This is a genomic window from Roseovarius litorisediminis (genome assembly GCF_900172295.1).
In the GTDB taxonomy this organism is placed as follows: Bacteria; Pseudomonadota; Alphaproteobacteria; order Rhodobacterales; family Rhodobacteraceae; genus Roseovarius; species Roseovarius litorisediminis.
Window position 1 is genome coordinate 261,003 of the sequence record NZ_FWFL01000002.1, and the last position, 23,527, is coordinate 284,529.

28 protein-coding genes and 1 pseudogene are annotated in these 23,527 nt (G+C 58.1%); 12 read left to right on the forward strand and 17 right to left on the reverse strand.

Translation table 11 applies throughout. The features are described from left to right. Positions 1–29 precede the first annotated feature (29 nt). The gene (locus PEL8287_RS04605) at positions 30–488 is read right to left on the reverse strand and encodes an NUDIX hydrolase (RefSeq protein ID WP_085891185.1); all 459 of its coding nucleotides are present in this window, start codon (positions 486–488) and stop codon (positions 30–32) included. Positions 489–563: 75 nt separating this feature from the next. Continuing rightward, on the reverse strand, positions 564–3,038 hold the full coding sequence (hrpB, locus tag PEL8287_RS04610; RefSeq protein ID WP_370737912.1) for an ATP-dependent helicase HrpB: 2,475 nt from the start codon (positions 3,036–3,038) through the stop codon (positions 564–566). Between the two features lie 105 nt (positions 3,039–3,143). Between hrpB and meaB the strand changes: the two genes are divergently transcribed. The 7 genes from meaB (at position 3,144) to PEL8287_RS04645 (ending at position 8,543) form a co-directional block, all read left to right on the forward strand. Next, positions 3,144–4,121, forward strand: a complete 978-nt coding sequence (meaB, locus tag PEL8287_RS04615; RefSeq protein WP_085891186.1) for a methylmalonyl Co-A mutase-associated GTPase MeaB — start codon at positions 3,144–3,146, stop codon at positions 4,119–4,121. Positions 4,122–4,411: 290 nt separating this feature from the next. Beyond that, positions 4,412–4,795, forward strand: a complete 384-nt coding sequence (gene sdhC, locus PEL8287_RS04620; RefSeq protein WP_085891187.1) for a succinate dehydrogenase, cytochrome b556 subunit — start codon at positions 4,412–4,414, stop codon at positions 4,793–4,795. Positions 4,796–4,807: 12 nt separating this feature from the next. Next, positions 4,808–5,179 carry a succinate dehydrogenase, hydrophobic membrane anchor protein gene (gene sdhD / locus PEL8287_RS04625; protein WP_085891188.1) on the forward strand — a complete coding sequence of 124 codons (372 nt, stop codon included), beginning with the start codon at positions 4,808–4,810 and terminating at the stop codon, positions 5,177–5,179. A gap of 15 nt (positions 5,180–5,194) precedes the next feature. After that, positions 5,195–6,997, forward strand: a complete 1,803-nt coding sequence (sdhA, locus tag PEL8287_RS04630) for a succinate dehydrogenase flavoprotein subunit (RefSeq protein ID WP_085891189.1) — start codon at positions 5,195–5,197, stop codon at positions 6,995–6,997. 11 nt (positions 6,998–7,008) lie between these two features. Continuing rightward, positions 7,009–7,422: a hypothetical protein gene (locus tag PEL8287_RS04635; protein WP_139837701.1), complete on the forward strand. Its 414-nt coding sequence runs from the start codon at positions 7,009–7,011 to the stop codon at positions 7,420–7,422. Further along, a complete protein-coding gene (locus PEL8287_RS04640; RefSeq protein ID WP_235862196.1) occupies positions 7,422–7,748 on the forward strand; it encodes a succinate dehydrogenase in 327 nt (108 codons plus the stop codon). The genes PEL8287_RS04635 and PEL8287_RS04640 overlap by 1 nt, the downstream gene beginning before the upstream one ends. A gap of 15 nt (positions 7,749–7,763) precedes the next feature. Continuing rightward, positions 7,764–8,543: a succinate dehydrogenase iron-sulfur subunit gene (locus PEL8287_RS04645; protein WP_085891191.1), complete on the forward strand. Its 780-nt coding sequence runs from the start codon at positions 7,764–7,766 to the stop codon at positions 8,541–8,543. A gap of 50 nt (positions 8,544–8,593) precedes the next feature. Here the strand turns inward: PEL8287_RS04645 and PEL8287_RS04650 are convergent, their stop codons facing one another. The 6 genes from PEL8287_RS04650 to PEL8287_RS04675 all read right to left on the reverse strand — a co-directional run bounded on the left by PEL8287_RS04650 (position 8,594) and on the right by PEL8287_RS04675 (position 11,631). Then, the gene (locus PEL8287_RS04650; protein WP_139837702.1) at positions 8,594–8,773 is read right to left on the reverse strand and encodes a helix-turn-helix domain-containing protein; all 180 of its coding nucleotides are present in this window, start codon (positions 8,771–8,773) and stop codon (positions 8,594–8,596) included. Between the two features lie 306 nt (positions 8,774–9,079). Beyond that, complete coding sequence (locus PEL8287_RS04655; protein WP_085891193.1) at positions 9,080–9,958, reverse strand: DMT family transporter; 879 nt, start codon at positions 9,956–9,958, stop codon at positions 9,080–9,082. Between the two features lie 73 nt (positions 9,959–10,031). Further along, entirely contained in the window at positions 10,032–10,274 is a 243-nt protein-coding gene (locus PEL8287_RS04660) for a DUF4166 domain-containing protein (RefSeq protein ID WP_176228560.1), read from the reverse strand. 40 nt (positions 10,275–10,314) lie between these two features. Continuing rightward, on the reverse strand, positions 10,315–10,611 hold the full coding sequence (locus PEL8287_RS04665; RefSeq protein WP_085891195.1) for a hypothetical protein: 297 nt from the start codon (positions 10,609–10,611) through the stop codon (positions 10,315–10,317). Positions 10,612–10,623: 12 nt separating this feature from the next. Further along, positions 10,624–10,989 (reverse strand): thiol-disulfide oxidoreductase DCC family protein, encoded by a 366-nt coding sequence (locus PEL8287_RS04670; protein WP_235862198.1) that lies wholly within the window; start codon positions 10,987–10,989, stop codon positions 10,624–10,626. Between the two features lie 306 nt (positions 10,990–11,295). Next, positions 11,296–11,631: a DUF8846 family protein gene (locus PEL8287_RS04675; RefSeq protein WP_085891486.1), complete on the reverse strand. Its 336-nt coding sequence runs from the start codon at positions 11,629–11,631 to the stop codon at positions 11,296–11,298. Between the two features lie 136 nt (positions 11,632–11,767). Between PEL8287_RS04675 and PEL8287_RS04680 the strand changes: the two genes are divergently transcribed. Next, positions 11,768–12,157: a rhodanese-like domain-containing protein gene (locus tag PEL8287_RS04680; protein WP_085891196.1), complete on the forward strand. Its 390-nt coding sequence runs from the start codon at positions 11,768–11,770 to the stop codon at positions 12,155–12,157. A 316-nt stretch (positions 12,158–12,473) separates the two neighbouring features. Here the strand turns inward: PEL8287_RS04680 and dapD are convergent, their stop codons facing one another. Beyond that, positions 12,474–13,301: a 2,3,4,5-tetrahydropyridine-2,6-dicarboxylate N-succinyltransferase gene (dapD, locus tag PEL8287_RS04685; RefSeq protein ID WP_085891197.1), complete on the reverse strand. Its 828-nt coding sequence runs from the start codon at positions 13,299–13,301 to the stop codon at positions 12,474–12,476. 139 nt (positions 13,302–13,440) lie between these two features. After that, positions 13,441–14,361 (reverse strand): threonine/serine dehydratase, encoded by a 921-nt coding sequence (locus PEL8287_RS04690; protein ID WP_085891198.1) that lies wholly within the window; start codon positions 14,359–14,361, stop codon positions 13,441–13,443. Between the two features lie 81 nt (positions 14,362–14,442). Here PEL8287_RS04690 and PEL8287_RS04695 point away from each other — a divergent pair, with 81 nt between their 5' ends. Further along, positions 14,443–15,258, forward strand: coding sequence for an LOG family protein (locus PEL8287_RS04695; RefSeq protein WP_085891199.1), 816 nt, complete (start codon positions 14,443–14,445; stop codon positions 15,256–15,258). A 115-nt stretch (positions 15,259–15,373) separates the two neighbouring features. Here the strand turns inward: PEL8287_RS04695 and PEL8287_RS04700 are convergent, their stop codons facing one another. From PEL8287_RS04700 to PEL8287_RS04715, 4 genes are all read right to left on the reverse strand, one after another. Next, on the reverse strand, positions 15,374–15,577 hold the full coding sequence (locus PEL8287_RS04700) for a hypothetical protein (protein WP_085891200.1): 204 nt from the start codon (positions 15,575–15,577) through the stop codon (positions 15,374–15,376). Positions 15,578–15,698: 121 nt separating this feature from the next. Continuing rightward, positions 15,699–16,880 (reverse strand): SRPBCC family protein, encoded by a 1,182-nt coding sequence (locus tag PEL8287_RS04705; RefSeq protein WP_085891487.1) that lies wholly within the window; start codon positions 16,878–16,880, stop codon positions 15,699–15,701. A 62-nt stretch (positions 16,881–16,942) separates the two neighbouring features. Further along, on the reverse strand, positions 16,943–18,118 hold the full coding sequence (gene rlmN, locus PEL8287_RS04710; protein ID WP_085891488.1) for a dual-specificity RNA methyltransferase RlmN: 1,176 nt from the start codon (positions 18,116–18,118) through the stop codon (positions 16,943–16,945). 85 nt (positions 18,119–18,203) lie between these two features. Then, complete coding sequence (locus PEL8287_RS04715; protein WP_085891201.1) at positions 18,204–18,776, reverse strand: DNA-3-methyladenine glycosylase I; 573 nt, start codon at positions 18,774–18,776, stop codon at positions 18,204–18,206. A gap of 111 nt (positions 18,777–18,887) precedes the next feature. Between PEL8287_RS04715 and PEL8287_RS04720 the strand changes: the two are divergent. From PEL8287_RS04720 to phbB, 3 genes and pseudogenes are all read left to right on the forward strand, one after another. Further along, positions 18,888–19,729: pseudogene (locus PEL8287_RS04720) on the forward strand (EAL domain-containing protein). A 132-nt stretch (positions 19,730–19,861) separates the two neighbouring features. Then, positions 19,862–21,037, forward strand: coding sequence for an acetyl-CoA C-acetyltransferase (locus PEL8287_RS04725; RefSeq protein ID WP_085891202.1), 1,176 nt, complete (start codon positions 19,862–19,864; stop codon positions 21,035–21,037). A gap of 196 nt (positions 21,038–21,233) precedes the next feature. Beyond that, complete coding sequence (phbB, locus tag PEL8287_RS04730; protein WP_085891203.1) at positions 21,234–21,956, forward strand: acetoacetyl-CoA reductase; 723 nt, start codon at positions 21,234–21,236, stop codon at positions 21,954–21,956. A 300-nt stretch (positions 21,957–22,256) separates the two neighbouring features. On the opposite strand, the gene PEL8287_RS04735 is transcribed toward phbB, so the two are convergent. The 3 genes from PEL8287_RS04735 to PEL8287_RS04745 all read right to left on the reverse strand — a co-directional run bounded on the left by PEL8287_RS04735 (position 22,257) and on the right by PEL8287_RS04745 (position 23,520). Next, the gene (locus PEL8287_RS04735; protein ID WP_085891204.1) at positions 22,257–22,427 is read right to left on the reverse strand and encodes a YdcH family protein; all 171 of its coding nucleotides are present in this window, start codon (positions 22,425–22,427) and stop codon (positions 22,257–22,259) included. Between the two features lie 114 nt (positions 22,428–22,541). After that, positions 22,542–23,312, reverse strand: a complete 771-nt coding sequence (locus PEL8287_RS04740) for a tRNA1(Val) (adenine(37)-N6)-methyltransferase (protein ID WP_085891489.1) — start codon at positions 23,310–23,312, stop codon at positions 22,542–22,544. Then, positions 23,305–23,520, reverse strand: coding sequence for a putative signal transducing protein (locus PEL8287_RS04745; RefSeq protein WP_085891205.1), 216 nt, complete (start codon positions 23,518–23,520; stop codon positions 23,305–23,307). The genes PEL8287_RS04740 and PEL8287_RS04745 overlap by 8 nt, the downstream gene beginning before the upstream one ends. Positions 23,521–23,527: the final 7 nt, after the last annotated feature.

Consider the following 23,527-nt stretch of genomic DNA (forward strand, 5'->3'; position numbering starts at 1 on the left):
GGACTTTTGTCTGATCCGGTGGCGGGTGGTCATAAATGCCGCAGGATATCCTGCAGTCCCGGTTCCTGTACAAGGTTGGCAGCCTCGGCGGGGCTGAACCATTCGCGTGTACGCTCGTCCATTTCGGGATAGGTATCTGCAAGATCATCGATTCTGACCTTGAAAACCTGCGCCTTGATCGGCGTCTCGTAGCCGTCTTCGACCCATTTTTCATAGTCAAAACTGCCGACGGGTACGGCGGCGTTGACGCTGGCCTTTACACCGGCCTCTTCCCAGGCTTCCTGAAGGGCGGCCTCGGGCGCATTCAGGCCGTCGATGGGCCAGCCCTTGGGCACGATCCAGCGACCGGTACCGCGGCTGGTGATCAGCAAAACCTCGGTCTTGCCATTGTTCTCGCGGTAGCAGATTGCGGCAACCTGCAACTGGCGCGGACGGCGCAACAGGGGTTGCACCAGATTGGTCCAAGTTTTCAATAAACCATCAGCCATGTGTCTTGTTAATCCTGCTCGGGTTAGTTTTTTTTGTTATCATGCCATTATAAGGTGATTTTCAGATAACACAAATCATAGACCCTGGCGCCGTTTGGTGCGCAGGGTCGGATCGGCCTGCGTCGGGTCGTCGGGCCAGGGGTGTTTGGGGTAACGACCGCGCATGTCCTTGCGGACATCGGCATAAGAGGTGGCCCAGAAGCCGGGGATATCCATCGTGGTCTGTACCGGGCGCCCGGCGGGGGACAGAAGGGTAACCCGAAGCGGGGTGCGGCCTATCATCGGATGTGTTGTCTGACCGAACATTTCCTGCAGGCGCAGAGCGATTTCGGGATGTTCGCCCGAATAGTCGATGGGGATGTTCCGGCCCAGAGGTGTGGTGAATGATGCGGGTGCGGTTCGATCAAGGCGCTGCATCTGGTCCCAGTCCAGCATTGCGCGCAGGCCCGCCAGCATATCAAACCGCTTCCAGTCCTGCGCCGATGTCACGCCTTTGAGGAAAGGCAAAAGCCAGTCCTCCAGCGTTGCCATCAGGGTGGTTTCGCTCATGTCGGGCAAGGGGTCGTCTGCATTGCGGATCAGCATCACCCGCGCAGCAAAGCGTTTTGCAGCGTCGGACCAGTTCAGGCCCAGATCGCGCACGCCGTCAAGCATGGCGCGGGCCATGGCCTCGGGCGGGGCATCGTTCCACTGGCGGTCGTCCAGAATGAGGGCGCCAAAACATTCCTGCCGCCGGGCCACCACGCGGCGTTCGCGTTTGGACCATTCGCACACATCACGCCAGCCAATCTGATCAGCGAAAAGCCCGCGAATTTCGGCTTCGGATATCTGGAGCGCCTGCCGGATACGCGCCTCGCGCGGGTTGCCGTCAAGGTCGGTGGCGACGATCAGGCGGGCGGTACACAGCGTATCGCCCTCGGGCAGCAACGCACCTTTGCCGCCTGACAGAACATAACGGGGTTCATCCCCCTTGCGGCGCAGTCCGATGCGGTCAGGATAGGCGAGGGCGGCCATTTCGGCATCGCTCATTGCGCTTTTGCTGGCGCGTTTTGCCTGTTTTGCCAGCCGTTTAGACTCGGTCCTGATCCGCTCGATGGCGCCGCGCTTGGCAGGATATGGATAGCGATCGGAATAGGCACGGAAATCGCGCAGAGCGGCAAGGCGCAGGCTGAGATCCACCGGCGCACCGCGCGAGAGCGGATCGCGATCGGCCAGAAGCGCGGCCAGCGGCGCGGCCTCGGGCCCGGCGAGCGCCAGCATATGCGCCAGACGCGGGTGCAAAGGCAGGGCCGCAAGTGCCTTGCCGTGTTCCGTGATGCGGGTATCGGTGTCGAGTGCACCCAGCATTTGCAGCAGTGCCTGCGCCTCGGCATAGCTGCCGGGGTTGGGGGGCGTCAGGAACGGCAGATCGTCAGGAGCAGCGCCCCAAACGGCCAGTTCCAGCGCCAGACCTGCCAGATCGGCGGCTTCGATCTCGGCCGGGGGATAGGCCTGCAACGCGCCTTCCTCGCCCCTGGTCCAGAGCCGGTAACAGGTGCCTGTGGCGACGCGACCGGCGCGCCCCGTACGCTGCGTCGCCTCGGCGCGGGTCACAGGCTCGGTCACCAGTCGGGACATGCCGCTGCCGGGGTCAAACCTGGCACGGCGCGACTTGCCACCGTCGACCACCACGCGGATATCCTGAATGGTCAGCGAAGTTTCGGCAATCGAGGTGGCCAGCACGACCTTGCGTCCCGTTTCACAAGGGGCGATGGCGGCGCGTTGTGCGGCAAAGTCCATTGCGCCGAACAGCGGGCGGATCTGGCAACTGCGAGGCAGGCTGTTTTTGAGCAAGCTTTCCGTGCGGCGGATTTCGCCTTCGCCGGGCAGAAACACCAGAACGCCGCCATTGGTTTCGCTGGTGGCCTGCGCCACAAGATCGGCCAGCGCGGTTTCAAACCGACTGTTTTTGGGAAGGGGCCGGTCAAGCCAGCGGATTTCGACCGGATAGCTGCGCCCCTCAGAGGTAATTACGGGGGCATTGCCCATCAGATCGGCCACCGGCGCGGCATCCAGCGTGGCGGACATGACCAACAGGATCAGATCCTCGCGCAGGGCGCCTGCAATCTCGAGGCAGAGCGCCAGCCCCAGATCGGCGTTGAGCGAGCGTTCGTGAAATTCGTCAAAGATGACGGCACCGATGCCTTTCAGTTCAGGGTCGGACTGGATCATGCGGGTCAGGATGCCTTCGGTGACCACCTCGATCCGGGTGTCTTTGCATGTTTTCGCTTCACCGCGCACGCGGTAGCCCACGGTTTGCCCGGGCTGTTCGCCCAGGGTTTGTGCCATGCGTTCAGCGGCGGCGCGGGCGGCCAGGCGGCGGGGCTCCAGCATCAGGATGCGGTCTTTGGTCAGCCCGGCCTGCAGGATTTCCAGAGGCACGACGGTGGTTTTACCGGCGCCAGGCGGCGCTTGCAGCACGGCGCGGCCATGATCGCGCAGGGCGGCAATGAGAGGGGCAATCGCGTCATGGATGGGTAAATCGGGTGTCATACCTGCCTTATCGGCCATGCGTGGCGCGATTTCCATAGGGCGCGGCAGGGCTTGGTCTGGACAATTCGGGGCGGGCCAAGGCATGTAAGCAGCGACGTGTTACCACAAGCGAACAGGCCGCAGATGGATATTACAGACCTCAGGGACAGAATCATCAACCGCGACCGGCGGGCACTGGCCCGGGCGATTACGCTGATCGAAAGCTCGCGACCGGATCATCGGGCGCAGGCGGCCGAATTGATGGAAGCACTGAAAACCACTGATCGTCAGGCGATCCGGATTGGCCTGTCCGGCACGCCGGGTGTGGGCAAGTCGACCTTTATCGAAAGTTTCGGCACCATGCTGACCGAACAGGGGTTGCGGGTGGCGGTGCTGGCGGTTGATCCGTCAAGCGCGCGGTCTGGCGGCTCTATTCTGGGCGACAAGACCCGGATGGAGAACCTCAGCCGCAATCCGAATGCCTTTATTCGACCATCGCCGTCGCAAACGCATCTGGGCGGTGTGGCCCGGCGCACGCGAGAGGCGGTGGCGCTCTGCGAGGCAGCCGGTTTTGATGTTGTGCTGATCGAGACCGTGGGTGTGGGGCAATCGGAAACGGTTGTCGCCGAGATGTCTGACCTTTTCATCCTGTTGTTGGCGCCTGCGGGGGGCGATGAGTTGCAGGGTGTGAAGCGTGGCATCATGGAAATGGCCGATATCATTCTTGTGAACAAGGCAGACGGTGACCTGAAGGCGGTGGCCACACGGACCTGTTCGGACTATGCCGGGGCGCTGCGCCTGTTGCGCAAGCGCCCGCAGGATCCCGAAGGATTTCCCAAGGCGATGATGGTGTCGGCGCTGCACGAAGAGGGTTTGCGCAAGGCCTGGGAGGAGATGACGACTCTTATCAGCTGGCGCAGAGAGACGGGGCATTTTGACGGTCGCCGGGCGGAACAGGCACGCTACTGGTTCGAGCAGGAAGTGCGGCAAGGCCTGCTGGCGCGGCTTGAGACGCCCGAAGCGCGCTTGGCAATGAGTGACTATGCAACGCGCGTGGCTGAAGGTACCGTAACGCCAACTGTGGCGGCGCGGGCGGTGCTGGATGCCTTCGGGGGTAACTGACCCCTTTAAGTTTGTGATCACGGGCAGCGGTTGCGCCTTTTATCCTTCACACATGTGCCATAGCCTGATTCACACCTGCGCGATTCAGGTCACAGCGATTGAATGCGATTTTTCAGGCTGTTTGTGATCACTGTATTTTTGATGTGATCACATAAAGGCCAATTGCGACGATTTGCTCTTGGTTTCGCGCAATTGGGGCTGTGCAAGCCTGACAGGAACGTTAAAAGATTATCTGACGGGTCAGCCCAGACAGGGCCTGACCCCCTGGTGACCAGAGAAGGGACCGATCCATGGCTGACGTGAACCGGGGCAATCGCCCGCTTTCGCCACATCTGACAATTTACCGCCCGCAACTTACCTCGATGACGTCGATCCTGACGCGGATCACCGGCAACGCGCTGCTGGTTGCGGCGCTGCTGATTGTCTGGTGGTTTCTGGCGGCTTCGACATCCGAGGCGTATTTCGCGATCGCAAATGCGGTGCTGACCAGTTGGTTTGGCGATCTGGTGATGTTCCTGTCGCTTTGGGCGCTGTGGTATCACACGCTGGCCGGTGTCCGGCACCTGATCTGGGACAATGCCAAGATGCTAGAGATTCACCTGGCCGAACAACTGGGCTGGGGTGTGATCATCGGGTCGGTCGTCTTGACCATTCTGACAGCCATTTTCGTATAAGGGGCCGGGAACATGAGCTATCTGACTGACCGCAAACGCGCCGTTGGCATGGGGTCTGCCAAATCGGGCGTGCATCATTTCTGGGCGATGAAGGTCTCCAGCGTGGCGCTGCTGATTCTGATCCCGCTTTTCGTTATCACTTTTGCCCCTACGCTGGGCGAGCCTTATGAGGCGGTGATCGCCTATTACAGTCACCCCTTACCGGCAATTGTTGCGGCTCTGACCATCGTTGTCGGCTTCAAGCATTTCCGGGATGGTGCGCAGGTGATGCTGGAAGATTACGTTCACGGCACCACCCAAAAGATCAGCATCATCCTGCTGACCTGCCTTTCTTATGGCGCGATGGCCACCGGCCTGTTCGCCATCGCCAAAATCGCCCTTTAAGCGGAGTTCCTTTTCATGGCTGCTTACGAATACGAGACACATGATTATGACGTGGTTGTTGTGGGGGCTGGCGGTGCTGGTCTGCGCGCCACGCTTGGCATGGCCGAACAGGGGCTGCGCACCGCCTGTGTAACCAAGGTTTTCCCGACACGAAGCCACACGGTGGCCGCACAAGGCGGCATTGCCGCGTCGCTTTCGAACATGGGCCCGGACCACTGGCAGTGGCACATGTATGACACCGTCAAGGGGTCTGACTGGCTGGGCGATACCGATGCGATGGAATATCTGGCCCGTGAAGCGCCCAAAGCGGTTTACGAGTTGGAACATTACGGTGTCCCCTTCAGCCGTACCGAAGAAGGCAAGATTTATCAGCGCCCGTTTGGTGGCCACACCACCGAATTTGGTGAAGGCCCCGCGGTACAGCGTACCTGTGCCGCAGCTGACCGGACCGGCCACGCCATTCTGCACACGCTTTATGGCCAGAGCCTGAAGAACAATGCCGAGTTCTACATCGAATATTTCGCGATTGATCTGGTCATGACCGATGGCACCTGCACCGGGGTTGTCTGCTGGAAGCTCGATGATGGCACGATGCATGTGTTCAACGCCAAGATGGTCGTTCTGGCCACGGGCGGCTACGGTCGCGCCTATTTCTCGGCGACTTCGGCCCATACCTGCACCGGCGACGGTGGCGGAATGGTGGCGCGTGCGGGTCTGCCGCTGCAGGATATGGAGTTTGTGCAGTTCCACCCGACGGGGATTTACGGTGCGGGCTGCCTGATTACCGAAGGCGCGCGCGGCGAAGGCGGATACCTGACCAACTCCGAGGGCGAGCGGTTCATGGAGCGTTATGCGCCGCAATATAAAGATCTGGCGCCGCGCGATTACGTTTCGCGATCGATGACCATGGAAATTCGCGAAGGCCGTGGCGTTGGGCCTGAGGGTGATCATATCCACCTGAACCTGAGCCACCTGCCGCCCGAGGCGCTGAACCTGCGCCTGCCGGGGATTTCGGAATCGGCCAAGATTTTCGCGGGTGTGGATGTGACCAAGGAACCGATCCCGGTTCTGCCCACGGTACATTACAACATGGGCGGTATCCCGACCAACTATTGGGGTGAGGTGCTGAACCCCACCAAGAAAGACCCGCATGCAGTGGTACCCGGCCTGATGGCCGTGGGTGAGGCCGGTTGTGCATCCGTTCATGGTGCGAACCGTTTGGGATCAAACTCTCTGATTGACCTTGTGGTCTTTGGCCGCGCTGCCGCCATTCGGGCGGGCAAGGTTGTGGATGCCGACAGTGCTGTGCCTGCAACGAATACCGCGCAGGTCGACAAGGCGTTTGACCGGTTCGACGGGTTGCGCCATGCCGAAGGTGGTACCCCCACCGCCGATCTGCGGCTTGAGATGCAGAAAACCATGCAGGCGGATGCCGCTGTTTTCCGCACCTCGAAAACGCTGAAGGAAGGCGTGGACAAGATGAAGGATATCGCTGCCAAGCTGGATGACCTGAAGGTCACCGACCGCAGCCTTGTCTGGAACAGTGACCTGATGGAAACGCTGGAACTGACCAACCTGATGCCCAATGCGCTGGCCACGATCAACGGTGCCGAGGCCCGGCATGAAAGCCGAGGCGCCCATGCGCACGAGGATTTCTCGAAACGCGATGATGAAAAATGGCGGGTGCACACAATCGCGCGTGTGGAGGGTAACAAAGTTGACCTGACCTATCGGCCAATCATCGCCGACCCGCTGACCACCGAGAAAGAGGGCGGAATCAGCCTGAAGAAGATCGCGCCAAAAGAGAGGACCTTCTGATGGGGGATGTCATGAAAGCCATCGCCATTTTGAGTATCCTTCTGACTTCAGCTTGCACAAGCGGCGGAATTATTGGCAAACGCGATCCGGGTCAGGCACTTGTAAACGAATGTATGTTCGAAACTGGTATTAAGGGCGCATATAGTTCGCCTGCGGGCCAGAAGGTGCCTGTTCTTACCCCAATCACGACCCAAGGTGGCACACAAAGGGGGGCCACGGTGCTGAATGCATGCATAGAAAGCAAGGCGGCCGCCGGTGGCCAGTCTACCGCTGAAGGAACTTCGGGCGCCACCACGTCGAAAACGACAACTTATGGCACCTCATCCGCCAAGGCTGCATCCCGTTTGACGCGCCGGACTGACGGCTTCTGTCCCAAATACGCAGGAGTTATTTATGGTGGTGTAACCTATTGCATAGACAATTAATGATGCGCCGGATTGTTAATCTTATCTTGCCTTTGGCGCTGTTGACCGGCTGTACCGCCGCCAATGACGAGGCGGATGCGGTTGCCCGTGATCGGGCCAAATCAGTGGTCAACGGTGTCGTTGCCAATAGGTTTCCGGGCGTGAATGCCGCGCCGGTGACCGATTGCGTCATCGATGCGGCCTCGGCCGGGGAAATCATTCAGATCGCCGGGGCCAGCGTGACCGGTATGACCCAATCGACGGTGGAACAGGTGGTGGACATTGCCAGTCGCCCCGATGCCGTACAATGCATTGCCGAAAACAGCCTGACCCTGCTGGGCGGCTGAGAAGGAGTAGACAAGATGGTTGAACTTACTCTGCCAAAGAATTCCCGGGTGACGACGGGCAAGACATGGCCCAAGCCCGAGGGCGCCACAAATGTGCGCAAGTTCCAGATTTATCGCTGGACGCCGGATGACGGAAAGAACCCCCGGGTGGATACCTATTTTGTGGATATGGATACCTGCGGGCCGATGATTCTGGACGCGCTGATCAAGATCAAGAACGAGATTGACCCGACGCTGACCTTCCGCCGGTCTTGCCGCGAAGGCATCTGCGGGTCCTGCGCGATGAATATCGACGGCATCAACACGCTGGCCTGTATCTATGGCATGGACGAGATCAAGGGTGACGTGAAAATCTATCCGCTGCCGCATATGCCCGTGGTGCGCGACCTGATCCCGGACCTGACGCATTTTTATGCGCAGCACGCCAGCATCATGCCTTGGCTTGAGACCAAAACGAACCGCCCCGCGAAAGAGTGGAAACAGTCGATCGAGGACCGCTCGAAACTGGATGGGCTTTATGAATGCGTGATGTGCGCGTCGTGTTCGACATCCTGCCCAAGCTATTGGTGGAATGGTGACAAATATCTTGGGCCGGCGGCATTGTTGCACGCCTATCGCTGGATCATCGACAGCCGCGATGAGGCTACGGGCGAGCGTCTGGACGATCTGGAAGATCCGTTCAAACTGTATCGGTGTCACACGATCATGAACTGCACCAAGACCTGCCCCAAGGGCCTGAACCCGGCCAAGGCCATTGCCGAGATCAAGAAAATGATGGTCGAACGCGCGGTTTAACGCGCGGTTCCTCCGTCCCTTTCGTACCGTCCTCGCGAGGCGGGCTGTGGCTATGGGCTTGAAACCTCAATCAGTTCGGCGGCAATCCATGCCGTGGGATAGCAAAGTGCCGCCTCACGCAATACGCCAATCTCGGTCAACTGCCTGAGCAGATTTCGGGCGGCGGCATCGGTGATCCCAATCCGGTTCACCACATCACTGACCTGTACAGCAGGTGTTTCAAACAACATGTCGACCAAAAGACCGATATTTCGGAAAGGCTCAGCGCCACCTTTCCCAGATCAATTTGTGGCGGCAATGGCTTCGGCATAAATGCCCGTTGGTCATAAACCGTGGGAACAAGATATCCGCTCGGTGAATGCTCAAAATCAGCATTTTTCATTTTATAGCCTTTTGTAAATCAGGCCATGCACCTTATAGGCTACGGCATTAAACTATAAAGTACTTCGACAATATTCACGTCAGCTATAAAATATGCGTCATTATGTAGTCCCCAACTCAGAACAGCCTACTATATCCGGATTTGGCCGTCGGACTTACCCCTTGTCCGTCAAAATAAACGCCACCCCCGCGATCACAATCGCACCGCCCAGCATCACCTGCGGGCCCAATACCTCGCCCAGGAAAAGCGTGCCCCCCAGCACCGCAAACAGCGGCAGCAACAACAGGAACGGCGCGACCTGACTGACCGGGTTGCGCCGCACCAGCGTGTACCAGATGCCATAACCGATTGCGGTCATCACCACGCCCAGATAGATCACCGCGCTCCAGACCACCCAATTGGCATGTGTGATGGCGGCGACATGTCCGGTTTCAAACAGCAGTGACATCACCAGAAGTTGCGGGGCGGCCATCACCGCGACCCATGCCGTGACCGTCAGCCCGTCAATGTCGCGCAGATTGCGCACCATGCCCTGGCCGATCGCCCAGACCGCCGCACCAGAAATGACCAGCAGGACAGAACCCCAGGCGGCGGCAATCTCGGGTTCGCCGGAAATCTGATAAACCCCGAAAAACGCCAGTGCGATCCCCGCCCATTTGCGCCAGCCCGGGCGCTCGCGCAGGAAAATCACGCCGGTCAGTACCAGAAACGGCACCTCAAGTTGGACGATCAGCGCGGCCACGCCTGCATCCAGCCCCTTGAGCCCGGTAAACGTCAGGCTGTATTGCAGCGCCGCTGAAATCAGTGCGATGCAAAACAATGCCTTCAGGTGGGCGATGGGCGGGCGCACGAACCACACCAGCACAAGCGCTGTCACGGTAAACCGAAGCGACATCAGCAGGATCGGGGGGAAATGGGTAATTGCCGCCTTGGCAAAAACAATGCCCATGCCCCAAAGCAGCGCCACCGTGACGCCAAGGCAGATATCCAGCAATGTCAGCCGGATCTTTGGGATTTCCACGTCAAGTGACATGGGGCGATGCAAACATAGGGGTGCCGGTGCTTTCTGTCTTGTGGGCGACGTCGCTTTGTGTCGCAAACATGCCTTATGGCGTATCGGGTTGTAATTGGCCCCTGTATTTTACGATCAACCCGACAATGGGCGCGCTTATGGTGACGTCAAAATTGAAATGCCCGTCGCTGGCGTGTTCAAACGATGCGCCGCCAGGCAACAGCGCCTTGGGCAGAGGAAGGCCCAGAACAGACCAGCGTCTGGGTTTCAGATAAAGCCGCCCGTCATCGACAACCAGGGCCAGCGCCACGGTGATGGGCCCGAAACGTTCCAGCAACAGGTGTTTATTGCGCCCCTTTCCCTGACTTTAGAGGTTTTCAAAGGTTGAGTCGCCGAATTGCCGAACCCATAGTTCGCCCGCGTTTTGTGGCGTCAGCGTCACCGTTACGGGCACATCGCGCCCTTGCGGTGGGAAGCCTGTCAAACACATCGCCCAGAACACGCCTGTATAGCGGTGCATATTGCGGCAAGGGGCGGCGCCATCCGGTGAATATTCTGCGTCCCTGAAACAGGTTGTCATAATCCGATAGCTCCAACGCTCGGGTTGCAGGGCGCGCGCCGGTTTCAGGCAGATCGCCGACCATCGCCTTACGCAGGATTGCCTCGATCGCCAAGGATGGCAACCCTCATCTGATCAGCCTGTGTTGCACATCCGGGTCGGGCGGTGTGCACAGGTCTGCATGTCCGCTGAGACGATAGCGTTTGCGGGCAACGAAATAATACAGCCGGTCCTGCAGGCCCTTCGGAATGATGCGCAACAGCGTCAGCGCGCGCCAAATCCCACCCAGTTGCAGGCCCACCCGGATCACGGCGTCAAGCGAGCTGAAGGCAATTCCACGTTCAACATATAGCCAGGATGACGGATCATCCGGGTCCAGATCGTAATGCAGCAACAAGGCGCGGCCCAAGGCGGATTGCATCGGGATGATCCTGAATTCATCACGCCGGTCGTTATGGGCGATCCATCGCGCCCCCCTTTGCGCATAGGGCACAATGGGCATCCATCACGGTGAAATATGCGGGTTCGTCAAACGCGGGCCCGTCTGCATCCTTGAGGTATGAATATGATATGTCGGCGCGTTTATTGAGATGACGCCAGGGAGGTCAAAACCGCGCTGCATTGTGGAAAATGTCCCCTGGCATCGTTGGGGCCGGTTAACTTGCCTACGCAAAAATCTGTGGGAAATCTGCACAACTGATACGTCTGGACTGCCGACATACCAGCGCAAAGTCCGTTTGGGTTGTCAGTTGTCTGTTGGGGCCCACAACACAAAGGTGTTTCAGGTAATCGCAAAGGATCAGTCGAAAAACGGTGTCACCTGCGCCACAATCACGGCGTTTTCCTGCAAGGCACGCTGCATAAGCCCGCGTTCTTCCTCACTGATGTCATGGCCTTCGGATTCGCGCTCTTCCAGCGTGCCGTAGCCGGAGACATCCAGCGGGGCAGTGTCAGCCTGCTTCAGGATCGCTACGGTTTCGCGCACGGCCTCGGCCTCGTCCACGCCGCTGGCATAGACCATCAGTGCCGCGCCGGTCGCCTTTTCAGGCAGGCCGTCTCCTTCTTTGCGGCCAATTTCGACCAGCAGGGTAAAGACCTGCTGGCGTGAAGGTTTCTTTGGTTGTTTGTCACTCATCTGCGCGCCTTTTGATCGTCGCAAGACCTGCGCCACCCCCGGCATGAAGTCAAGCGTCGGAAGCCGTCTTTTCATTTTCCGAAGCGCCGCCTAGTCTTGTCGTCGGACAATATTCTTTACCGCGAGAGGGCCGGGAATGAAACGCATCAAGGATATGGTAGCCGAAGCAAATGCCATGGTCGATCACGCGCCAGCCGCCGATCTTCTGGACCTGCACGGTGCGGAGGATGTGACATTCGTTGATTTGCGCGACCCGCGAGAGCTGGAACGTGAGGGCATGATACCAGGTGCCTTTCACTGTCCGCGCGGGATGCTGGAGTTCTGGATCGACCCCGAAAGCCCCTATGCCAAGCCGCAGTTCCAGTCGGGCAAACGGTTTGTGTTCTACTGTGCTTCGGGCTGGCGCTCGGCCCTGTCGGCGCGCGCAGCGCAGGACATGGGGTTGAAGAATGTAAGCCATATCAACGACGGGTTTTCGGGCTGGAAAAAAGCTGGAGGAAAAGTCGGGGAGAAGCCGAAGAAATGATCAACGATGCCCGATTGTTTGGGGACAATGACGCGGTGTTTGCAGGCTTGCTCAACAACTAGGGCACGATGCAATATGCACCGTGCCCCTGCCTTAACTTGGCAACCTTAATAAGGCTAAACACCCCCACTCGTAATTCGAACTCCACTGGAGAACCTTTTCTTTATAGCATCTTTGCGGTGCAAAAAATTGACGCTGGTCAATTTGCAGCGAGACTTCTGAAGTTACCGCGCCAGTTTAGGCCTGCCGCAGCATTTTCATAAAAAAACGCCCCTCCGACAAAGGGGCGTTTGTCAGCAACAAAGGCTGGGCAGGATCAATCGCGCAGCAATTCGTTGATGCCAGTTTTCGAACGGGTCTTTTCATCCACGCGCTTCACGATCACCGCACAATACAGGTTTATATTGTTCTTGGTTGGCATCGATCCGGCGACAACCACCGAATACGGTGGCACTTCGCCATAGAACACTTCACCGGTTTCGCGGTCGACGATCTTGGTTGACTGACCGATGAACACACCCATCCCCAGAACCGAGCCTTCGCGGATGATGCAGCCCTCGACCACTTCAGAGCGGGCGCCGATAAAACAGTTGTCTTCGATGATTGTCGGCCCGGCCTGCATTGGTTCCAGCACCCCGCCGATGCCCACGCCACCGGACAGGTGCACGTTTTTACCGATCTGGGCGCACGATCCCACCGTTGCCCAGCCGTCCACCATCGAGCCTTCGTCGACATAGGCGCCGATGTTCACAAAGGAGGGCATCAGCACAACGCCGGGTGCGATAAAGGCCGAGCGGCGCACGATTGATCCGGGAACGGCGCGAAAACCCGCGTCGCGCCAACGGTTTTCGGACCAACCATCGAATTTCGACGGCACTTTATCCCACCAGCCGGCATTGCCGGGGCCCCCTTCGATGATTTCCATGTCATTCAGACGGAAGGACAACAAAACTGCTTTTTTGGCCCACTGGTTGACATGCCAGTCGCCATTGTCGCTCCGTTCAGCCACGCGAAGGGTGCCGCTATCCAATGCGTTCAGCGTGTCCTCAATGGCTTCGCGGGTCTCGCCGGTGGTGGCGGTGTTGATTGTGTCGCGCGCCTCCCAGGCGGCTTCGATGGCTTGTTCAAGCTGGGTGTTGGACATGGACTGTTTCCCCTGATCTCTGTCTGGTGTTTGCAATGGCGTATAAGTTGCATCCCCGCCACGCGCAATGCGACCCTGCGTAAACAGATCACGCCACATGGGCGCATTGGGGTTGGGTAAAACTGCGCCGCCGTGTTTATTATTCCAACGGATCGGGCGCGATGTTGCCGCCGCAGACCAGCACTGCTACCCTCTCATCCGGCTGGGGTTGGTATGCTCCCGACATCAACGCGGCAAGGGCCGTGGCGCCTGCCGGTTCTACCAGTTGCCGCATCTCGCGCCAGAGTGCGGCCTGTGCTGCCGTGATATCCTTGTCGCGCACCAGAACGCTTTCAAGGGTCGTTGTCTGCGCCAGGTCGAAACACATAGTGCCGATCCGCCGGGCACCAAGCGCATTGGCGGCCACGCCGGACACCTCGACATCCACCGGCTTGCCTGCCTCAAGGGCGGCATTCAGAGCGCAGGATTTCGCTGGTTCTACCGCCACCACCTTGCGTCGCCCGTCCAGCCAGGCCAGAGCGCCTGCGATCAACCCGCCGCCGCCCACCGCAATCAACACGGTGTCGGCGTCCAGTCCCTGATCTTCCCATTCTGCCATGCAGGTGCCTTGCCCGGCCACCGTGGCGCTGGCATCATAGGGGTGTACCTGCATCGCTCCGGTGGCGTTTTGCCATTCCATGGCCTGTTCTGCGGCGTCAGCATAGGCGCCTTTCACTACTATCAGATTGGCACCCTGTTCCCGGATCAGCGCCATTTTCGCAGGGCCTGCCATTTCTGGCACGTAAATCCGCGCCGGATGCCCGAGTTGTGCTGCGGCATAGGCCACAGCGGCCCCATGATTGCCGCCCGAGGCTGCCACCAGCCCGGCCTTGGGCACAGGCCCGGACAGAAGCGTATTGAACGCGCCACGGGCCTTGAAGCTGCCGGTATGTTGCATCTGCTCGAGTTTCAGCGCGACCGGATAACTCAGTCCGAATCCTTTGGCCTGCAATATCGGGGTCCGGCGGACATGGGGCGCGATACGACCTGTGGCAGCTTTGATTTCTTTGGTCCAATACATCTGTCACACCTCTGTCACTTCCCAAGTTTGTCCGAAACCTATACCCCTAAAGAAAAAGACCCAAGCAAGGATGTATGAGTGATGAAAGACGAACGCCTTAGCCAGTTTCGCGACGCCCATTCCGACCGCAGTTCCGCCGAACAGGTGCCAGACACCGCCCAGACCCGCGCACCGGCCTACCGGCTGGCTTTCAACGATCCCGACTTTATGTGCCGGGACGAGTTGCGCCCGGTGCGTTTGCAGCTGGAATTGCTCAAACCCGAGATGATTCTGAACGAGCGCGGAATTGAAAGCACGGTTGTCCTGTTTGGCGGCGCCCGTATTCCCGAGCCCTCGAAGAAGGACGGCGCACGTACCAAAACCCTGGCGGACCTGTCGCATTATTATGACGAAGCGCGTGAATTTTCGCGGTTGGTAACCGAGAAATCAATGGCCAGTTATGGGCGTGAATATGTGGTGGCGACGGGCGGTGGCCCCGGCGTGATGGAGGCGGGCAATCGTGGCGCGGCTGATGCGGGCGGGTCGTCCATCGGGCTTAATATCGTTCTGCCGCATGAACAGGCACCGAATGAATACGTCACCCCTGGCTTGTGTTTCAATTTCCACTATTTCGCCATCCGCAAGATGCATTTCCTGATGCGGGCCAAGGCGGTCTGCGTCTTTCCCGGCGGGTTTGGTACACTGGATGAGATGTTCGAGGCATTGACGCTGATTCAGACCGACAGGATGAACCGCATGCCCTTCCTGCTGTTTGGCGAGACATTCTGGCGGTCGATCGTCAATTGGGATGCGCTGGCAGATGCCGGCACCATCAGCCCCGAAGATCTGGAGTTGTTCCGTTTTGTCGAAACCGCGCAGGAAGCGATGGAAATCATCAACAACTGGGAGGCGGAATAAACCCAGGGCTTACTGCTGAAAAGGCGCGCCAGCGACGCAAATCGATTTTCAGCGCTTTCGCGCGGTTGGGGGCGCTACCCGCAAGGGAGTGCCGTTCAGAAAAACCGCGAACAGATCAGGCCAATGCGTGTGCGGGAAGGCTGCACAGGGCTGCACCCTGAACAAGCGAAGTGATCATTTGGCCTTCGTCGGTGTCCATGATTGCATAGCCGTAGCCACGCAAGCGGTGTTTCCATTCACGCTCGGACAAAGCCATTGTGCGTTCACGCATAACCAGTTCGCGGATCTGGTTTTTTGCACCGGGGTTCAAATTTTCCATCAATTCCTGCCTTTCAAATGGTTTTGGCAAGGTTCTGGATAGTTAATACTCAAGGCAGAATTCTTGTTGAAAAAAGGCGCAGCCGGGGAATTGTAAGGGCACCTGTCACATTTCCCTTAGGTCACCCGCCGCAACACAGGCGGGCCAGGTACCTGGTGAATTGCCACAGATTACGTTCAATCGGATGAAGCGTGCCCCTGGGCAGATGTGTAGAGGCGGTGCCGCGATAAAGCGCCTCGACCAGCAGTTTATCTTCGTTATTGGCAACATTCATGTAGTCGCGAAGGTTATTCAGCCAGCGATCGTAATCCCCTGCCGGGATATCTGCCAGGATTTCGGGCGGAATGCCCACCCCCCAGGTTGCGCGGAACCGCCCAATCCCTTCGGGTTGCACCGAGATATACCAAAGGTAATCCGGCATCACCGTGACCAGGTGGCAGGGGAAGACACAGAAATCCACCATCATCCGCCGCCATTCGCCCTTGAGCCGGGTATTGCCGGGGTGTGCGGCGCCGCTGCCGGTTTCGGCCTGTTGCGGCGCCCGGTGATAGCCGAAGTGGTCACTGTCTTCGCCGCAAATGTATTTTTCCAGCGGTTTGCCATGTTTGGCAAAGGTCTTTTTATGCGCCATCGGCACATGGTAGCTTTCGGTGAAATTTTCGATCAGGTTTTTCCAGTTGGCATTCCAGATCATTTCCTCGCGCATGACCGTCTGATAGCAGGCCATGTCATAGCGTCCGACGACGTTGGCACGCAGTGGTTCCAGCGCGTCGGCCAGGGATTTGGGTCTTTCAGACAGGCTGACATAGACAAATCCCTCCCAGACCTCTGTGCACAGGCGGCGCAGCCGATGTTCGGAGCGGTCGAACCCTTCTTTCATCTCCATGTAGGGCGCGCGGACCAGCGTGCCGTTCAGGTCGTATGTCCAGGCATGATAGGGGCAGGTAAAGCGTTTGGTTGTGCCCTTTTTATCCGGCACCAGACAGGCAAAGCGATGCGCGCAGGCATTCACGAACCCCTTTATGCTGCCATCCGCCTGTCGCACGATCAGCACTGGCACACCGGTCACCTGATGCGTCAGGTAATCGCCGGCACCGGCAATTTCATCGGCACGGCCGATGCAGATCCACTCCTGCATGAAAAGCTTGTTTCGCTCGTGGATGTAGAATTCAGCCGAGTGATTGACGGCCGCCGGAATCGGATGCGCGTGATCGAATGGGGTTGCTGAAGCCGATTGCAGCGCATCCAGAACCGAGGCAAGCGGCGCATCGGTATGGTCGCTGAAAATACCGTCGTTTTCCATGTCCAAAGGGTACAAGACGACTGGCGCATAGCTAACAGATTTGCGACACGCACCGTCGCAAATCAGGAACGGGTTTCAGCCTCGATCTGGGCGCGGGATTTCCGGGCGCGTTCGGTGGCCGATTTCAATTGCCCGCAGGCAGCCATGATATCCTCGCCGCGCGGGGTGCGGATAGGGCTGGCATATCCTGCCTTGTAGATGATGTCAGCAAAGGCGCGGATGCGATTGTTGCTGGATCGTTGGTAGGGCGCGCCGGGCCATTCGTTGAACGGGATAAGGTTGATCTTGGCCGGGATGCCCTTGATCAGCTGAATCAGGCGGCGGGCGTCTTCGTCACTGTCGTTCACGTCCTTCAGCATGACATATTCAAAGGTGATCCGTTCCGAATTGCTGACCTTGGGATAGCTTCGCAGCGCCTCAAGCAATACCTCTAGATTCCATTTCTTGTTGATCGGCACCAGCCGGTCGCGCACCTCGTCGGTGGTGGCGTGAAAGGATATGGCCAACTGACAGCCGATCTCTTCGGCGGTTTTGGCGATCTCGGGTACAACGCCAGACGTGCTTAGCGTGATGCGGCGGCGCGACAGCTGGATACCTTCCGGGTCCATCGCAATCTTCATCGCGTCACGCACGTTGTCGAAATTATAAAGCGGCTCGCCCATACCCATCAGTACGATGTTCGACAGCAGCCGGGTTTCATCCTTGGGCGCGCCCTGCTCGGGCCATTCGCCCAGATCGTCGCGTGCCATCATTACCTGACCGATGATTTCGCCTGCAGTCAGGTTGCGCACCAGTTTCTGCGTGCCGGTGTGGCAAAACGAACAGGTCAGCGTGCAACCGACCTGAGACGAGACGCACAGCGTACCGCGATCTTCTTCGGGGATATAGACGACCTCAACCTCATGTCCCCCGGCGATTCGGACCAGATATTTACGGGTGCCGTCCGAACTGACCTGTTTGCTGACCACTTCGGGGATCGCAACCACGAATTTCTCGGCCAGTTCTGCGCGGTAAGCCTTTGAGAGGTTTGTCATCGACGCAAAATCGCGAACGCCCCATTGGTAGATCCACTGCCAGATCTGGCCTGCACGCATCTTGCCCTGCTTTTCCGGCGTGCCAAAAGCGATAAGCGTCTCACGCAGCGCCTCGCGGGTCAGGCCAACCAGATTGATCGGTCCGTCGGGCAGCTTTCGGGGAATGGTCATCACATCCTGTGTGATCGGGGCAGTCTGGGTCATGGTTTCGCGCTTTTGGGTCATCAGAGGCGTTTCTTTATAGCATTCATGCTGCAATGCCAAACATTCCCACGGCGGACCGTGGATGTTACCTGGCCAGTTTTGCTACCTGGGCATGACAGGGGCAGGTGACAAGGTGGTCATTGACCATGCCCATGGCCTGCATGAAGGCATAAACAATTGTGGGTCCGCAAAATTTGAAACCTTTTCTTTTCAAATCTTTCGAAATTTCGACGGATAAATCGGTGTATGCCGGTACATCGGCCAACGTCGCCCATCGGTTCTGAATGGGCTTGCCGCCTACAAAATCCCACAAGTAACGGTCAAACCCTTTGTCGATCTCGATCCGCTGCCAGGCGCGGGCGTTTCCAATGGTTGCTTCTATCTTGCCGCGGTGGCGGATGATCCCCGGATCGGCCAGCAGGCGCAGCACGTCATCCTCGCCCCAGCGTGCAATGATATCGGGATCAAATCCTTGAAAAGCGGCCCGAAAATTATCGCGTTTCTTCAGGATCGTGATCCAGCTGAGTCCAGCCTGAAACCCGTCCAGAATCAGTTTCTCCCAAAGGGTCCGGCTGTCGTATTCGGGCACGCCCCATTCCGTATCGTGATAAGCCTCATAGATCGCGTCAACACCAACCCAACCGCATCGCTCTGACATTTCAATCACCCTTTTCCCAAAGATACAGACAGAAAACATTCAAAATGTCTCTTTAAGAGTTCTTTAGTGCGAATAGACCAACCTTTGAACCGCAGGCAACCGGAGACAGCCATGGGTCGACTACGCAAGGGTAAATGGGCAGACGTACCTGCCGGGCATGATAACCCGCTATCATACGCGGCAGTGTCGCGGGATCGTTCAGTAATCCAGATGGTCGAGGACGCGGTGCGCCACAAACAGGTCATGCTGGCTTATCAGGCAGTGGTACCAGCGGGTCGGCAAGGAAACCCGCTTTTTACGAGGGGCTGATTCGCGTGCTGGACAGCACCGGCCGCGTGATTCCGGCAAAGCAGTTCATAACCGCGATTGAAACCACCGAAACCGGGCGTGTGATAGACTGCCTGGCACTTGAAAAAGGCTTGAAAGCGCTCAGAGATTATCCTGACCTAAGGCTGGCCATAAACATGTCGGCCCGGTCTATCGGGTATCGTCGCTGGAACCGCATTCTTGCTCAGGGAGTGGCCAGGGATCCGACCACCGCCGAGCGCCTGATTCTTGAAATCACCGAAAGCTCGGCCATGCTGGTGCCCGAACTTGTGATAGACTTCATGAATAATCTGCAGCGCAAAGGCATCAGCTTTGCGCTGGATGACTTCGGTGGAGGGTATACATCGTTCCGGTACCTGAAGGATTTCTATTTTGATATCCTCAAGATTGATGGCCAGTTCATTCGTGGTATCGCCAGTGATTCGGATAATCAGGTGCTGACCTCGGCGCTGCTGGCAGTGGCCCGCCAGTTTGACATGCTGACGGTCGCGGAAAGCGTCGAGCAACCGCAGGATGCGGCCTTTGTCACAAAAATGGGAATTGACTGCCTGCAGGGGTATTATTTCGGTGCCCCGACTGTGCATCCGCCGTGGCTGGAAACCGATCTTGGCCTCGCTTCTGCCTGACCTGTGACACTCGGTCCATTGCCGCAGTGCGGCATCTAGGATATCACGCAGCGGAAACGAGGGGCTTCAGGAACCCGCCATAGATGTGGTATCCCGAACCTCACGGCCAAGATATTCCGGTGGAGGACACATATGACCAATGTAGTAATCGCATCCGCAGCGCGCACCGCTGTAGGATCTTTCGGCGGCTCGTTCGCCAACACGCCTGCCCACGATCTGGGGGCAGCGGTACTTGAAGCGGTAGTTGCGCGTGCAGGCATCGAAAAGGGCGAGGTTTCGGAAACCATTCTGGGACAGGTCCTGACAGCCGCTCAGGGCCAGAATCCGGCACGTCAGGCCCATATCAACGCAGGCCTTCCAATTGAATCGGCGGCCTGGGGTATCAACCAGGTTTGTGGTTCAGGCCTGCGGGCCGTGGCGCTTGGCGCGCAGCATATCCAGCTTGGCGATGCCAGCATCGTTTGCGCCGGTGGTCAGGAAAACATGACCCTCAGCCCCCACGCCGCAAATCTGCGCGCCGGGCATAAAATGGGCGACATGAAATATATCGACACGATGATCCGTGATGGGTTGTGGGACGCCTTCAATGGCTACCACATGGGGCAGACCGCAGAAAATGTTGCAGACCAGTGGCAGATTACCCGCGACATGCAGGATGAATTTGCCGTGGCCTCGCAAAACAAGGCTGAAGCGGCGCAGAAGGCCGGTAAATTTGACGACGAAATCACCGCCTTTACCGTCAAGACCCGCAAGGGCGACATCGTGGTCGACAAAGATGAATACATCCGTCATGGCGCCAATATCGAAGCCATGCAAAAGATGCGCCCGGCCTTTACCAAAGACGGGTCGGTCACGGCCGCTAACGCCTCGGGTCTGAATGACGGCGCTGCTGCCACCCTTTTGATGAGCGCGGATGAGGCTGAAAAACGCGGAATCGAGCCGCTGGCGCGCATCGCCTCTTATGCAACCGCCGGTCTGGACCCGTCGGTCATGGGTGTGGGTCCGATCTATGCCAGCCGCAAGGCGCTGGACAAAGCCGGCTGGTCGGTTGGTGATCTGGATCTGGTCGAGGCCAACGAAGCCTTTGCCGCGCAGGCCTGTGCCGTAAACAAGGAAATGGGCTGGGATCCGGCGATTGTGAACGTGAACGGTGGTGCCATCGCCATTGGCCACCCGATCGGCGCCTCTGGATGCCGCGTTTTGAACACGCTGCTGTTTGAAATGAAGCGACGCGGCGCCAACAAAGGTCTTGCCACGTTGTGCATCGGCGGCGGAATGGGTGTGGCGCTGTGCGTCGAGCGCGTCTAAGCAACCCTCGCCCCCGAATCGCTTTGGAAAAGGGGTGCCTGACTGGCGCTCCTTTTTTGTAAGATAAGCCCAGGATCAACGACGAACCGGCAAACGTTAGTGGTTCGGTAGAAAAATTCCCGCGCAATAATATTGCGCATGTGTGCACGTAATAGTAACAGAGTTACCAACGCATTTAACCAAATTGGAGAATACCATGGCCCGAACAGCACTTGTAACCGGTGGATCACGCGGGATCGGCGCTGCCATCTCGAAAGCCCTGAAAGCCGAAGGCTATAATGTTGCCGCAACCTATGCCGGCAACGACGAAGCAGCGGCCTCTTTCAGCGCTGAAACCGGTATCAAAACCTACAAGTGGAACGTCGCCGACTATGACGAAAGCGCCGCCGGCATTGCCAAGGTCGAGGCCGAGCTTGGCCCGATCGACATCGTGGTCGCCAACGCTGGCATCACCCGCGACGCGCCGTTCCACAAGATGACCCCCGAACAGTGGCATCAAGTGGTCGACACCAACCTGACCGGCGTTTTCAACACCGTGCACCCGGTCTGGCCCGGCATGCGCGAGCGCAAGTTTGGCCGGGTGATCGTGATCTCCTCGGTAAACGGCCAGAAGGGCCAGTTCGCCCAGGTAAACTATGCCGCGACCAAGGCCGGCGACATCGGCATCGTGCGCAGCCTTGCCCAGGAAGGCGCCCGCGCCGGCATTACCGCCAACGCCGTCTGCCCTGGCTATATCGCCACAGAAATGGTTATGGCAGTGCCGGAAAAAGTGCGCGAGAGCATCATCAGCATGATTCCTGCCGGTCGTCTGGGTGAGCCCGAAGAGATTGCCCGCTGCGTCGTCTTCCTGGCAGCGGATGATGCACAATTCATCAATGGCTCGACCATCTCGGCGAACGGGGCACAGTTCTTCGCCTAAATATCTTTTGAAAGAATTGGAAAGGGCCGGTTTCGCTGACCGGCACTTTGCTTTTTCCAAACCCGCTTGCAACGATCACCCGTAAGATGTGGGTGTTGTAATCTGACGCTGGGCATTAAGCCGTGCATTGCCTATTTTCGCCGGAAGTATTTGAGGTTACAGTATTATTTAAAAATAAAAGGGGCCGAAATCCGGCCCCGTGTTGTTGCTTTTCGCGGTTGCTTGGTCAAACAAAAATCCAACTTGGCAACGCCTACACGTAACCACGGTCTGATTGACATCAGGAAAATTTACGCCAGTTCAGGCGCCGACAGAAAGTCGTTCGATCTCTTCCTTGAGTTTCAGCTTCTGCTTCTTGAGTTCAGCGATTTCCAGGTCATTTGACCCTGGCGCGCGTTGCGCATCTTCTACCTGATCCGAGAGAGTTTGGTGTTTTTTCTTTAGTTCCTCTACATGTGAACTCAAGCTCATGGGCGTTCTCCTCTCTGAATGTGAAATCTACATGACAAGTGCATCATAAATTCTGCCACCTGTCACGCTGCAGTTGCAGCATGCGCTGAAAAAAATTCTGCTAATTTAAAAGGTTCAGGCAGGAAACGGCAGTGCTGAGCCATTACGCAGCACACAAGCCGTTGCTTTGGTGTAGTTTTCACCGTCATGTTTGTGGGTCTTGCCTTTGTGCAATTTCCAGCCGTCATGTAGCCTGAATGCAGCCCGCCCGCTTTTGCGCCCGCGCAGCAGGACCAGAGGCGCAGACCGGCCGCGCCGGGGGATCAGCGGCAATGCCTCAAGCGATCCAAGCCTTTCCGAAAAAGCAGCTAACAGTTCCGGCAGCCTGTCGGCCCGCTGGATCATCGTTACATACCCCTTCGGGGCAACCCGCCTCGCCGCGGCTTTTACCCAGTCGGCCAGTGGCGTTTCACCGCCCAGGGCGGTTTCGCGGCCCGCATCCTGTGCGGCGGTGCTGGACCTGCGGTCAAAGTACGGGGGGTTGGCGATGACGTGGGAATACTGCCGTTGCCGCAACTCATCAGGCATGTCGTTCAGATCGCCGGTCAGAATTGTGAAATCAATCCTGTTATCAACAGCATTACGGTGCGCAAGGGCTGCATAGTCTGGCTGCACCTCAAGCCCTGTCAGCGCAACACCCGGCACACGACGCCCCAGACACAGCGCAGCCACGCCAGCACCACACCCCAGCTCCAATACGCAGTCACCGGCCCCTGCAGGGATGCTGGCAGCCAGCAGAACGGGGTCGATCCCGGCGCGATACCCCCGCAGCGGTTGCAGGATTTTCAGTTGCCCGCCAAGAAAGTCATCGCAGCTTAACTGGGCATCGGTCCAGCCTTCAGCCATCCACATCTATCCCGTTGTCATTGAGCGTTTTGGCCGCTTGTTCAAAATCGTCGTCCGCTACCATGATCCGGCGCGGAAAAATACCGATCGAGCCCTCAAGGACGCTCATATTTACGTCCATTTCAAAGCAGTCTATACCCTCGCCCTGAAGCAGGGCCTTGGCGAATGCTATTGATGTCGGATCAGTGGTGCGTAAAAGCTGTTTCATGGGGATG